This is a genomic window from Mesorhizobium sp. 1B3 (genome assembly GCF_050958605.1).
GTDB lineage: Bacteria > Pseudomonadota > Alphaproteobacteria > Rhizobiales > Rhizobiaceae.
The window spans coordinates 218,897-230,992 of sequence record NZ_JBJHDO010000008.1; the positions used below are offsets into that span (position 1 = coordinate 218,897).

11 protein-coding genes are annotated in these 12,096 nt (G+C 63.9%); 7 read left to right on the top strand and 4 right to left on the bottom strand.

Going from position 1 to position 12,096, the window contains the following annotated elements:
* Positions 1 to 127: 127 nt before the first annotated feature.
* From ACCO56_RS21810 to ACCO56_RS21820, 3 genes are all read left to right on the top strand, one after another.
* Positions 128 to 523 carry a VOC family protein gene (locus ACCO56_RS21810; RefSeq protein WP_433642958.1) on the top strand — a complete coding sequence of 132 codons (396 nt, stop codon included), beginning with the start codon at positions 128 to 130 and terminating at the stop codon, positions 521 to 523.
* Between the two features lie 180 nt (positions 524 to 703).
* Complete coding sequence (locus ACCO56_RS21815) at positions 704 to 1,237, top strand: gluconate 2-dehydrogenase subunit 3 family protein (RefSeq protein ID WP_433642959.1); 534 nt, start codon at positions 704 to 706, stop codon at positions 1,235 to 1,237.
* Positions 1,238 to 1,292: 55 nt separating this feature from the next.
* Positions 1,293 to 2,864: a GMC family oxidoreductase gene (locus tag ACCO56_RS21820; protein ID WP_433642960.1), complete on the top strand. Its 1,572-nt coding sequence runs from the start codon at positions 1,293 to 1,295 to the stop codon at positions 2,862 to 2,864.
* A gap of 88 nt (positions 2,865 to 2,952) precedes the next feature.
* Here ACCO56_RS21820 and ACCO56_RS21825 read toward each other — a convergent pair whose 3' ends face one another.
* Both ACCO56_RS21825 and ACCO56_RS21830 read right to left on the bottom strand, forming a co-directional pair.
* The gene (locus ACCO56_RS21825) at positions 2,953 to 3,828 is read right to left on the bottom strand and encodes a phosphotransferase family protein (RefSeq protein ID WP_433642961.1); all 876 of its coding nucleotides are present in this window, start codon (positions 3,826 to 3,828) and stop codon (positions 2,953 to 2,955) included.
* A 44-nt stretch (positions 3,829 to 3,872) separates the two neighbouring features.
* A complete protein-coding gene (locus ACCO56_RS21830; protein ID WP_433642962.1) occupies positions 3,873 to 4,016 on the bottom strand; it encodes a hypothetical protein in 144 nt (47 codons plus the stop codon).
* An 81-nt stretch (positions 4,017 to 4,097) separates the two neighbouring features.
* Between ACCO56_RS21830 and ACCO56_RS21835 the strand changes: the two genes are divergently transcribed.
* Positions 4,098 to 5,960, top strand: a complete 1,863-nt coding sequence (locus ACCO56_RS21835) for an adenine deaminase (RefSeq protein ID WP_433642963.1) — start codon at positions 4,098 to 4,100, stop codon at positions 5,958 to 5,960.
* A 19-nt stretch (positions 5,961 to 5,979) separates the two neighbouring features.
* Here the strand turns inward: ACCO56_RS21835 and ACCO56_RS21840 are convergent, their stop codons facing one another.
* A complete protein-coding gene (locus ACCO56_RS21840) occupies positions 5,980 to 6,993 on the bottom strand; it encodes an amino acid ABC transporter substrate-binding protein (protein ID WP_433642964.1) in 1,014 nt (337 codons plus the stop codon).
* 110 nt (positions 6,994 to 7,103) lie between these two features.
* Positions 7,104 to 10,157: an aminotransferase class III-fold pyridoxal phosphate-dependent enzyme gene (locus ACCO56_RS21845; protein WP_433642965.1), complete on the bottom strand. Its 3,054-nt coding sequence runs from the start codon at positions 10,155 to 10,157 to the stop codon at positions 7,104 to 7,106.
* 167 nt (positions 10,158 to 10,324) lie between these two features.
* Between ACCO56_RS21845 and ACCO56_RS21850 the strand changes: the two genes are divergently transcribed.
* From ACCO56_RS21850 to ACCO56_RS21860, 3 genes are all read left to right on the top strand, one after another.
* Positions 10,325 to 10,765, top strand: coding sequence for an Lrp/AsnC family transcriptional regulator (locus tag ACCO56_RS21850; protein WP_433642966.1), 441 nt, complete (start codon positions 10,325 to 10,327; stop codon positions 10,763 to 10,765).
* Between the two features lie 240 nt (positions 10,766 to 11,005).
* The gene (locus tag ACCO56_RS21855) at positions 11,006 to 11,599 is read left to right on the top strand and encodes a L,D-transpeptidase (protein ID WP_433642967.1); all 594 of its coding nucleotides are present in this window, start codon (positions 11,006 to 11,008) and stop codon (positions 11,597 to 11,599) included.
* Between the two features lie 340 nt (positions 11,600 to 11,939).
* On the top strand, positions 11,940 to 12,074 hold the full coding sequence (locus tag ACCO56_RS21860) for an ABC transporter (RefSeq protein WP_433643042.1): 135 nt from the start codon (positions 11,940 to 11,942) through the stop codon (positions 12,072 to 12,074).
* Positions 12,075 to 12,096: the final 22 nt, after the last annotated feature.

The following is a 12,096-nucleotide window of genomic DNA, read 5'->3' on the forward strand; positions in this document are numbered from 1 at the left end:
CGCAATCGGACTTTGGGCCGAAAATTCGCACCTCGCAAACGTGGTAGCGGGCTGCCACCACTGGCACGACGGGTGGCGCATAATCGTATCATCTTTTCATCCGGCACAGACCAAGGCGGAGGAGCGATTGGCAAAGGCCATCCATTCAATGATCCGTGTCTTCGACGAAGATCGTTCAGTCGATTTCTACAGGCAGGCCTTCGGGCTCGATGTCGCCGACCGGCTCGATTTCGAGACTTTCACCCTTGTCTATCTGCGCAATGCGGAAGCGGATTTCGAGGTCGAGTTGACCATCAACAAGGATCGGACCGAACCCTACGCGCTGGGCGATGGCTACGGCCACATAGCCTTTTGCGTCGGTGATCTCGACGCCGAGCATGCTCGCTTCGAAGAGGCCGGCTTCAATCCGCGCAAGATCGTCGAGTTCAACCGCGATGGGGCGCTGCTTGCCCGCTTCTTCTTCGTCGAGGATCCGGACGGCTACAAGATCGAGGTGCTGCAGAGGCACGGGCGCTACCAGTAGAGCATTTTGCAGCCAGGTGGAATCATCTGGCGTCGCACAAATGCGGCTAAAACAAAGAGATAGAGCGCCGCGTCGTGTCCGATAGGACACAATGGCGCTCTATCGGGAGCTGGCGTGAGGAGGCGCCGGCGGATCAGCCAGCCATCCGCAACGGCGTGATGGCAAGCCAGGGAGGAAAAGATGGTCACTGTCTACAACCGAATGCCGGGCATCTCGCGCCGCGAGCTTCTGCGGCGCGGGTCGGCGGCGGGTGCGTTGCTGGTCGTCAGCGGCTCTGCGGTTCTGAGCACCAGCGAAGCCTGGGGCGTCGAGACCAAGGGCTTGAAACCCGAGACGATGGCGACGCTGATCCAGGTCGCGCGCGACATCTACCCGCACGACCAGGTGCCGGACAAATACTATGCGATCGCTGTGAAATCCCATGATGAGAACGCTGCCAAGGATACCGCCCACAAGGACCTGATCGAGGTCGGCGTCGCCGAACTCGACAAGCGTGCCGGCGAGGGCGGCTATCTCGGCCTAGCTTGGGAAGCCGAGCGCGTAAAAGTCCTGCAGCAGGTCGAGGACACGCCGTTCTTCCAGGCGGTGCGCGGTGGGCTGGTGGTCGGTCTCTACAACCAGAAGGAGATTTGGCCGATCTTCGGTTACGAGGGCGAGTCCTATTCCAAGGGCGGCTATATCGACCGAGGCTTCGACGACATCGAGTGGCTTTGAGGACTGTACCGGCGCTGCCGGTAACTTCGCCACATCCTGAATCGGGAGGGAATCCATGGCTGCACAATACGATCTCAACGACAATGGCGTCGTTGTCATCATCGGGTCCGGCGCCGGCGGCGGCACGCTCGGCAACGAACTTGCCCAGAAAGGGATCGACGTCGTCATTCTCGAAGCCGGTCCGCGCGTCGAATACGAAGATTTCATCAACGACGAATGGGACTCCTTCGCGCAGCTTGCCTGGCTGGACAATCGCACGACGTCCGGCGGATGGCGCGTATCGAAGGATTTTCCGAACCTGCCTGCCTGGATCGTCAAGGCGGTTGGCGGCACGACCACCCATTGGGCCGGCGCCTCGCTGCGCTTCCAGGAGCACGAATTCAAAGCCCTGACCCATTACGGCAAGGTCGAGGGCGCCAATCTGCTGGACTGGCCGCTGACATTGCGGGACCTCGAACCCTACTACGCCAAGGCCGAAGACAAGATGGGCGTGACCCGCACCAACGGGATCGAGGGCCTGCCCGGCAGCAATAATTTCAAGGTGTTCAAAGCCGGCGCGGACAAGCTGGGCTACAAGGAGTGCCACACCGGCCGCATGGCGATCAATTCGGCCGAGCGCGACGGCCGCATGGCCTGCCAGCAGACAGGCTTCTGCTTCCAGGGCTGCAAATGGGGCGCCAAATGGTCCACGCTCTACACCGAGATCCCGAAGGGCGAGGCGACGGGCAAGCTGGAGGTGCGACCGAACGCCTTCGCCTTGAAGATCGAGCATGACGACAGCGGCAAGGTGACCGGGGTGGTCTATGCCGACAAGGACGGCAAGCAGCAGCGCCAGAAGGCGCGTCTCGTGTGCGTTGCCTGCAATTCGATCGAGAGCCCGCGTCTTCTGCTCAACTCGGCCTCCAACAAGTTCCCGGATGGCCTTGCCAATTCGTCGGGTCAAGTCGGCAGAAACTACATGCGTCACACGACCGGGTCGGTCTATGCGATCTTCGACAAGAAAGTTCACATGCATCGCGGCACCACGATGGCCGGCATCATCAGCGACGAGGCGCGCCACGATCCCTCGCGCGGATTCGTCGGGGGCTACGAGATGGAAACCCTGTCGCTCGGTCTGCCCTTCATGGCGGCCTTCCTCGATCCGGGCGCCTGGGGCCGCAGCTTCACCACCGCGCTCGACCATTACGACCAGATGGCCGGCTTGTGGATCGTCGGCGAAGACATGCCGCAAGAGAAGAACCGCGTGGCGCTGCACAACGAACTGAAAGACAAGCATGGGCTGCCGGTGCCGGATGTCGCCTTCACCGACCATCCAAACGACGTCGCCATGCGCAACCACGCCTACAAGCAAGGCATGGCGCTCTACGATGCAGTGGGCGCCACCCGCACCTTCCCGACGCCGCCCTACCCGTCGACCCACAATCTCGGCGCCAACCGCATGAGCGAGAAGGCCTCCGACGGCGTGGTGAATGGTTTCGGCCAGGCGCACGACGTCAAGAACTTGTTCGTGTCGGACGGCAGTCAGTTTACCACCGGCGGAGCGGAGAATCCGACGTTGACCATCGTGACGCTGGCCATCCGCCAGGCCGAGTACATCGCGAAGGAGATGGGCGCGAACAACATCTGAGCCGCGAGCGCACTGGCAGGCGCGGAACGTTCATGTTTGAGGGCATGCGTGGGGGCCGAGAAAGACAGCCTCCGGCCAGGCAAAAACGTTATCGATACGCTGCGACCCAGTCGGCGACATGTTTGATCATAGCCGGGCGATGTCCGGGATCGTCGGCGAGTTCGGCCAGTTCCGACAGGCGGTGCGCGCCGGTGAGGATCTCGATGCGGCGGCGGTCGAGGGCGCGCGCCGTCAGGCTCTCATAGGAGGTGACGATCCGCTCCGTCAGATCGGCGGAGATCAGGTTCGAGTAGATGAATTCCTGATGCAAAGAGCCAAAGCCGGAATCGGCGAAGTCGTAGATCCCGGCGAGCGTGTTGCTGTCGTGGTCGAAAGCCATGTTCCAGCCATGGCCGTCGAAGAAGCCGTAGGTCGTGCCATGGGCATCCGGCGGCAGGTCGCGCCAGGCGGAGATTGTGTGCTCGGCATAGGAGCGAAGCCCATCGTCGAGTACCGGAAGGGCCTTGGCGAGGATCTCGTCAGGCGAAAGCCATGGCAGGATCGGTTTCGCCCCTGCTGCCGTCATGGCCGCTTGGTCGAGCGCGTGCAATTCGGCATAGAACCGGGCCATCCGGGCGGCCAGCCTGTCCCTTGCTTCCGCCGGAAGGCGCTCATATTGCTCCGTGACGAGGTGCTCGCCCCGGAGCTTGTGATGCCGCGAAAAGAGCGGTGGCCCGGCATGGAGGGTGATGTCGGGGACCGGCATGGTGACCGCCGGCCGCACCGCGGCGAGGATCGCGGCCTCCCGCTCGAGAGCCTCCCGGGCGATATCGTTGCGCGGAAACTTGAAGATCAGGCGACCGTCCACGTCGATGGCCACGGAATGCCATCCCATCGTCAACGGAGTGAAGGTGCTGTTCGAGAGTTCGGGGAACGATCTGGTGATCGCCGCGCGGTATTCGTCGAGATCCGATTCTGCAACCATGTCTTGCGCTGTAGCGGCGATCGCCGCCCCGGGCAAGACAGCGATCAGCCGGCCACCCATTCTCCCAGGCGGGCGAGCACTTCTTCGCGCGCGCTCAGCCCGGCGATCTGTCGGACGGCGCCGTCGCCGCGCGCAATGGTGCGGAAGGCAGTGACATGCTCCCCTTCTCCGCCATGCCGACGAACCATCCTTGCGGCCGGTCCCGGTCGGCCACTTCCATCCGACGACAGAGCCGGATATCGAGGGGACGGCAAAGCGAGTACCCATCGATGACCACGCCCGACGATCTCGAAATCACCGCCGACGCCGAGGTCCGCATCCGCCAGGATCTGGCGCTCGTGGCGCTCGGCCGCCGGCCCGCCGATCGCGCCTTGCGGGTCGGCAGGCTGTTCGACGTCCATACCCGCACCTGGCGGGACGATCAGGAGATCGTCGTCAAAGGCAGGCGCATCGCCTGGGTCGGGCCGGCCGGCGTCTATCCCGGAGCCGTCGCCGAACGTTTTCACGAGCCGGAGCTGCTGGCTATCCCGGGCCTTGGTGAGGTCCACAAGCATATCGAGAGCTCGCATCTCACGCCCGAATGGGAGGCTGCGCTGGTCGTGCCGCGCGGCAATACCTGGACCTGCGAGGCCAGTCACGAATTCTCCAATGTGGACGGGGCCAACAATCTCGCCTTCTGGATGGAGGCGCGCCGGCGGGGATCGCCCATGAAGATCTTCCCGCTGCCGGGTTCCGCGGTTCCGCCGACGGCTTACGAGCATGGCGGCGGCTGGTACGGCCATGACGAGCAGAAGGCGTTCCTGTCGCAGAGCCTGATGGTCGCCGGGCTCGACGAGGTGATGGACTGGCCGGCGGTCTGGAATCCGGAGAACCCATCCTACGACCGGCTGTGGGGCATGATCCGCGCGACCTTCGAGCAGCGCGGCGTGGTCGAAGGGCACGCGGCCGGCCTACGCGACATCGATTCCATCTCCGCCTTCGCGGCAGCCGGCCTTGCTTCCGACCATGAGGCATGGGCGCTCGAGGAGTTCTGGGAAAAGCTCTCCCGCGGTCTTTTCATGGAGCTGCGCATCCACAGCCTGCCCGAGGTGATCCGCGGCCTTCTGGAGAAGGGCCTTTCCGACTGGTCGCAGGTGGCCTTCGCGACCGACGACCGCAGCGCTTCCGACACGCTACGGCTCGGTGCGACCGACTATAATGTCCGCCTTGCCATCGAAGCCGGTCTGGCGCCGGAAATCGCGATCCAGGCCGTCACCATCAACCCGGCGCGGCACATGCGGCTCACTCCCTGGGTCGGCAGCATCGCGCCGGGCCGCTACGCCGATATCGTGCTGCTTTCCGACCTGAACAGCTTCTCGATCGCCAAGGTCTGGGCCGACGGCTGTCAGGTCTCGGAGGGAACGGCCTATGTTGCACAAGTGCCGGAGATCGATTGGCCGGACTGGGCGACCGATACGATCCATATCGGCCGGGATCTCGTGGCGGCGGATTTGGTGATACCGGCGGAACCGGGTCGCGGCACTATGAATGCAGCGCTCCTGAGGCCCTTCCATTGGGCCGACGATTTTATCACGCGCGAGCTTCCCGTGCGCGACGGGCAGGTCCAACGCGATCCCGACGCTAACGTCACGAAATTCGCGATCGTCGACCGCTTCTCCGGCGCGGCCGGCGTGTCGCGCATGTTCTGGCTCGGTTGCGGACCGCGCACGCCCGACACGGCGCTTGCCTGCTCCGTCGCGCACGACAAGCACAATGTCTGGGTCGTCGGCTCGTCCGACGAGGCGATGGCGCTGGCCGTCAACGCGCTTGCCCGCAACAAGGGCGGCTGGGCGCTGGTCCGCGAGGGGAAGGTCGTCGCTACGGTGCGTTACGAGGTCGGTGGGCTGATGTCCTGCCGCTCCGCCGAGGATCTCCACGCGGAGATGGAGGAACTCTACGCCGAGGGTTCGAAGATCGACTGGCTCTATGAGCCGAGCTTCCATCCGCGCTGGGGCCCTGGTTTCCCCGAGCGCCTCGCCTTTGCGACGCTGACCTGCGCGCCCTGGCGCTGGGTGCTCGTCGCTCCCAGTCCCAAGGCGCCGCAGGGTTTCGTCAACGTGCAGACGGGCGCGACCCATCCGGTGGTGTGGTAATGAAGTTCGGCCGCCTTTTTCAACGCGCCGGAGCGGCGTACATCAGTCCGCCGGCGTTCCACAGCCTGTTGAGGCCGCGGTCGATCTTCAGATCGCTCTCCTGCCCCAGATTGCGTTCGAACATTTCGCCGTAATTCCCGACGGCCGAGACGACATTGTAGGCCCAGCGCGGGTCCAGGCCGAGTTGCTGGCCGTTGTCGCCCTCGGCACCCAGAAAGCGCCTGACCGCGGGATTGGCCGACTGTAAGCCGGCTTCGATCGTTGCTTGCGTCAGGCCAAGTTCCTCGGCCTCGACTAGCGCGAACAGGGTCCAGCGCACGATGGCGAACCAGTTGTCGTCGCCCTGACGCACGGCCGGCCCGAGCGGCTCCTTGGAGATGATCTCCGGCAGCACGGTGAAGGCGTCGGGATCGGCAAGCTTGAGGCGCTGGGCGTAAAGTGCCGAGGCATCGGTCGTGTAGACGTCGCAGCGGCCGGTCTCGAACGCCTTGATGATCCCCTCGGCGGAGTCGATGACGACGGGTTCGTATTCCATTTTGTTTGCGCTGAAATAGTCGGCGACGTTCTGCTCGGTGGTCGTGCCCTGTTCGGCGCAGACCGTCGCGCCGGAAAGCTTGAGCGCGCTATCGACGCCCAGATCCCGGCGTATCATGAAGCCCTGCCCGTCATAATAGGCGGTGCCCGCGAAGAGCATGCCCTGGCCGGCGTCGCGCGACAGGGTCCAGGTGGTCTGCCGTGACAGGAGATCGACGGCCCCCGACTGCAGCGCGGTGAAACGCTCCTTCGTCGAAAGGGGCACAAAGCTCACCTTGTCGGGGTCACCGAGCGTGGCGGCTGCCACGGCACGGCAGAAATCGACATCGAAACCTGCCCAGTTGCCGCTGTTGTCGGGCGCGGAGAAACCAGCGACTCCCTGGCTGACGCCGCAGGCGACCTTGCCTCGCTCCTTGACGGTGGCGAGCGTGCCGGCTTCCGCCGGTCCGGTCAGCGCTGTTCCGGCAAGCAGCAATGCGATGATGAAAGCACCTTTCATAATTCCCTCCCTGATCGAGGCAAAGCCTCTTTTGCCGCCGACGCGGGCGCGCCGGGCGTTCGTGAATTTCTCTGCGTGAGCTCCGTCCCGCCACTCCCGTCCGGCGGCGTCTACATTGTCCCTGTCACCGCGGCCAAGGTTTCGTCCAGCGCGCCGACCAGATGGTCGGCATTCGCCCGGCTGAAGATCATCGGCGGCCGCATCTTGAGCACATTGTCATGCGGGCCTTCCGTGCCGATCAGCACGCCCCGCGCCCGCATCCCGTCATTGACGCGGCGCGCCAGCGCTGTCGCCGGCTCCTTGGTTTTTCGATCGGTCACCAGCTCGATGCCGAGGAACAGGCCCTTGCCGCGGACGTCGCCGATGGCCTCGTAGCGGGCCTGCAGTTCCTTGAATCGCTCGATGAGATAGGAGCCGATCATCGCCGCGTTCTCGCGCAGCCGATCGCGCTCGATCACATCGAGCACGGCAAGGCCCACCGCGCAGGACACGGGATTGCCGCCGAACGTGTTGAAATATTCCATGCCGTTGTTGAAAGAGGCAGCGATCTCCCTGGTCGTGACCACCGCCGCCATGGGGTGCCCGTTGCCGATCGGCTTGCCCATGGTGACGATGTCGGGAACGACGCCCTGCATCTCGAAGGCCCACCAGTGGCTGCCGATCCGGCCGAAGCCAACCTGCACTTCGTCGGCCACGCAGACGCCCCCGGCGGCGCGCACCATGGCGTAGACCTCCCGGAGGTAGCCGTCCGGCAGGAACACCTGGCCGGCGACGCTGGGGATGGATTCTGCGATGAAGAGGCCAGGCGTCCGCCCCTGACGCGCCATGGATTCGATCTGCTCGGTGACGCTTTCGGCGAAGCGCTTCGCATGTTCCGCGAACGGCCATTCGGCGGGCGCCCGATAGCTGTCGGGAATGGCCGCCTCGAAGACATGGGCAGGCCGGCCCTTGCCGCCCTTGCGCTTGTATTTGTAGGGGCTGAGGTTGATGAGTTCCTGGGTGGTGCCGTGATAGGCCCAATCGAGAACGATCGCCTCGTTGCGGCCCGTATGGGCGCGCGCCATGCGAAGCGCGTGGCTGTTGGCTTCGCTCCCCGAGCAGGAGAAGGAGGCGATCGCCAGGCCTTTCGGCAACGTCGCGGTCAGCCGCTCGGCATAAGTGACGATCGCATCATGCAAGTAGCGCGTGTTGGTGTTGAGCTTCCAGGCCTGTTTCGCCATCGCCTCGACCACGTCGGGATGGACATGGCCGAGATGGCAGACATTGTTGAAGCAGTCGAGATAGGCCCGGCCGCGGTCGTCGATCAGCCACACGCCTTCGCCGCGCACGAATTTGATCGGCTCGGAATAGGAGATGGAGAGATTGGGCAGCAGCGAGGCTTTGCGTGCGGCAAGAATCTCGGCCCGTGTCCGTCCGCTTCGATGGAAAGCTTCCGGCGGAATGCCGGCGAGCTCCGCGGCGTCCGGGAAGAGCTCCTTCCAGACAGGCAGGTAGCGAGCCTCGCCCACGCCGAGTATGTCGCGCGCCGGCAGGGTTGAGTCGATCGAGATCTGGAGATGGAGATGCGGCGCCCAGCCGCCGTTTTCGGAAGGTGGCCCCATCTCGCCGACGATGGCGCCCCCCTCCAGCACGTCGCCCGGATTCAGGCGTCGTGTCGCTTCATGAGCGAGATGCCCCCATAGCGTCACGAAGGGCGGGCAGCCGTCCGGCTCGTGCAGCAGCGCCACGATGCAGCCGTAACCGAGCGGATCCTCCTCGATCTCCACGCTTTTCACCGTCGCGGCGAGCGGCGTGTGGACCTTGGTGCCGGCCGGCATGAACAGGTCGAGGCCGAGATGGTGGATGCGGCGCTCGCCTTCGATGAAGCGGGAACGGAAGATGTCGCTGGTGTAGACGGTGCGCGCCTCGCCCCAGGGACCGATGCCGAGCGGTATTTCGTGCTCGGCGCAAAAGGCATCCCACCATGCGGACGCCTTCTCCGGCTCGCGGCCGGCAGAGGCGACTGTCATCGGATTGGCCGCGTCGCCATAGGGCACGAGCGCCTTGGCGAGCGTCGCCGGATGGGGCAGGAGGACGGGCGCGAGCCTCGTTCGGTTCGCTGCGATCCAGCGGGCGACCGCCCTCGCGCCGGGGGCGGCGTCGAAGCCGCAGCCATGGCGCAGGATCGCTGTCGCGAAGCGCGGGTTGATGGCGCCGAGGCGTCGCAGCAGTCGCCAGGCCGGCGCTTCACTGATGGAGAGGTATGGGTTGTCGCCGGTCCGATCCCTGCGGCTGGCCGCGATGGTCACTGAGGTGACGAGCCGCATGGCGATGAGGTCGAAAAGCAGATCGATCTCTTCTTCCTGAAGCGGATACTCGGCGTGAAAACCGGCGGCGAGGCGCGCTGCTCCGCCGATCGGGTCCTCCATGTCGAGGACGCCGTAGGCACAGGCCACCGCGACCTCGGCGATCAGCACGGAATGGAGGGCATCGCCGAAATCGATCAGTCCGCAGACGCGCTCCGACGCGCCGGGGTCGATGAGCACGTTCCAGTCGTTTGCGTCGTTATGGATGACCTGGGCTCTAAGCGACGGCAGGCGCGGTGCGACCTCGGCGTCGAAGCGGTCGAGGAGACGTGTCAGGAGCGCGCGGTCTTCGTCGTCATGGATATGGTGGAGCCGGTCGCGCGCCGCGCCGGCCCGGCGGATGTCCCAATCGAAGGAGCGCAATGCGCCTGGATGAATGAAACCTTGAAGGGCACGGTCGAGCCGGCCGAGCGCGCCGCCGAGGCTTTCCAAAAGTTCCGGCGTTCGCGCCGTCACTGCGAGGGGCTGCCCTGGAACCCAGGAGACCAGGCGTAGCGCATGGCTTTCGCCTGCCGAAGAGCTGGCGAAAGCGAGCGGCGTCCGGTCGACGGTCCTGCGCAAACGAGGTACGGCGAGACCTGGATTGGTATGCTCGAGATGTTCGAGAAGAGCCGTCTGGAAGGCGCTTTCGCTGCCGGGCTCGCTGGCATTCACGATCTTCAGCGTCCATTGGGAGCCGTCACGGGCGGTCAACTTGAAATTCTGGTCGCGTTCGCTGTCGAGCGGGACAACGCTTCCGGATATGCCGAAATGGCGGTCGGCGAGATGGGCAGCCTCCACAGTCGAGAACTGCGGCGCGGGATGGGAAACATCTGTCATCGGATTTTCCGGATTCCTTTTCCGCTGGAGCTTGGCACGCTCGCGAAAATCAGGCATCCGGCAAGGCGACGGTTGCGCCGACACAATGACGGTCCAACCCGTCATATTGTCGGCCAAGGCATTTTTGCGGCAGGTGAAACTGCCTGGCTCAGTACAAGAGGCAGGCCATGCGCGAACTGGACGCGAAGGACAGGGACATATTGAGCATCCTGTCGAAGGAGGCGCGGATCCCGCTGAAGACGCTCGCCGGACGCATCGGCCTGTCTCGCAGCGCCACCAGCGAACGCGTCGCTCTCCTGGAGAAAAGCGGTATCATCCGCGGCTATCGCGCCGATATCGGCCAGATCGACAAAGGACTGGTCTCCGCCTACCTGCTCGTCACGCTCGTGCGAACACCCTCGCTCGGCGTTCTCGACCAACTCGCCCGCTTCGCCGAGGTGCGGCGGGTCTCGTCGGTCAGCGGTCAGCTCGACCTGATCGTCGAAGTGGAGACATCGTCCATCGACCGCCTCAACACGCTGCGCGACGCGATTGCGAGCCATGAGAGCGTCGAGGATCTCACGACTTCCATCATCCTGCGCCGCGACATCGAGAGGACGCCGGGCTGAGCCGAGCCCTCCGACCAGCGCGACTGGAAAGCTGAGATGAAGCAACTTCGCCGTTGCTGGGGGGCTGAGCCGACGAATTGCTGAATTGAGCGAAAGCTGTTGCCGAAAGGATACTTTCCGCGGGAACGAGTCGACCGGGCCCAAAGAGATGAGAACTTCCAACGGCTTCCAAGTCTTGGCCGGATGATTTTGGAATGTTATGGAGATGACGGATTCTGGCTGATTTGCGGGTGGACGCACATGGACGGTGGTAGGATCTCTCGGCGAGCGGTCATTCTTGGAGGGCTGGCGCTGCTGGCATCGGGGTGTTCCCCGACGATGCAATACGGTCAGCCGCTATTGTCGGCTTTCTCCGGCCAGAAGGGGCCCGCACCCCGGTACAAACGCAAGCGCGTGCGTTATTCCGGCAGCGAAAGTCCCGGGACGATCGTCGTCGATACAAGCGAGCACTATCTTTATTCCGTCGAAGAGGACGGATGGGCGACGCGTTACGGTGTCGGCGTCGGCGAACAGGGGCTCACGCTGAAGGGCACCGCCAGCGTGGGGCGCAAGGCGGAATGGCCCTCCTGGACGCCGACCGCCAGTATGATGCGGCGCAAGCCGCGGCTGGTGAAATATGCGGGCGGGGTGCCCGGTGGCTTGAACAATCCGCTGGGTGCTTCGGCGCTCTATCTCTATCGTGGCGGACGTGACACCATGTTTCGGATCCACGGCACCAACGAACCATGGACGATCGGTCAGAATGTCTCCAGCGGCTGCATCCGCATGACGAATGACGATATCGTCCATCTTTATGAGCGTGTTCCCGTCGGGACTTCTGTTCTGATCATATAAATCACATCGATCGCCAGTATCCCGTGAACGGGAACATCCTGCCAAAGGGCGGATCCCATCGGATTTTGGACGCTCGCAACACTTGTGTTTGCCGGCTACCGTCTTGGCGCGTCTTCCTCCCCGGGGGGGTGGACAACCGTCGGTAATCTCATGATCGGCACCGGCCGGTGCGGCGGCACCGTCGTTGCGCTTTGGGATTGCGGCTCGGTGGGGAAAACAGGTCATTACAATTCATATGTTAATTGTGTCTTTTGTGCACTTGTCTTGCGTTTTCAAGGCGCTATCTTCGCGATGCAGCTTCGATAATCTATTCCACACGTGGGGAAAGGATTGCGTGATGATGAAAATTTCACTTGCTGTATTTGCTGCCCTGATTGCCGTTGCCAGCCTTAGTGGTTGCGCGAACGGGATCGGCAAAGGGAAGGGGAAGGCCCCGCCGCCTGTCGTCGAGCCGGCCGAGCCTGTGTATAAGTAAAAGATACCCCGGCAGTTTGGTT

Bases quoted from the DNA above. Each gene is read 5' to 3' on its own strand.
- ACCO56_RS21850 (WP_433642966.1), top strand. From the start codon at position 10,325: ATGCGCGAACTGGACGCGAAGGACAGGGACATATTGAGCATCCTGTCG.
- ACCO56_RS21825 (WP_433642961.1), bottom strand. From the start codon at position 3,828: ATGGTTGCAGAATCGGATCTCGACGAATACCGCGCGGCGATCACCAGA.
- ACCO56_RS21830 (WP_433642962.1), bottom strand. From the start codon at position 4,016: ATGGTTCGTCGGCATGGCGGAGAAGGGGAGCATGTCACTGCCTTCCGC.
- ACCO56_RS21845 (WP_433642965.1), bottom strand. From the start codon at position 10,157: ATGACAGATGTTTCCCATCCCGCGCCGCAGTTCTCGACTGTGGAGGCT.
- ACCO56_RS21840 (WP_433642964.1), bottom strand. From the start codon at position 6,993: ATGAAAGGTGCTTTCATCATCGCATTGCTGCTTGCCGGAACAGCGCTG.
- ACCO56_RS21815 (WP_433642959.1), top strand. From the start codon at position 704: ATGGTCACTGTCTACAACCGAATGCCGGGCATCTCGCGCCGCGAGCTT.
- ACCO56_RS21860 (WP_433643042.1), top strand. From the start codon at position 11,940: ATGAAAATTTCACTTGCTGTATTTGCTGCCCTGATTGCCGTTGCCAGC.
- ACCO56_RS21855 (WP_433642967.1), top strand. From the start codon at position 11,006: ATGGACGGTGGTAGGATCTCTCGGCGAGCGGTCATTCTTGGAGGGCTG.
- ACCO56_RS21820 (WP_433642960.1), top strand. From the start codon at position 1,293: ATGGCTGCACAATACGATCTCAACGACAATGGCGTCGTTGTCATCATC.
- ACCO56_RS21835 (WP_433642963.1), top strand. From the start codon at position 4,098: ATGACCACGCCCGACGATCTCGAAATCACCGCCGACGCCGAGGTCCGC.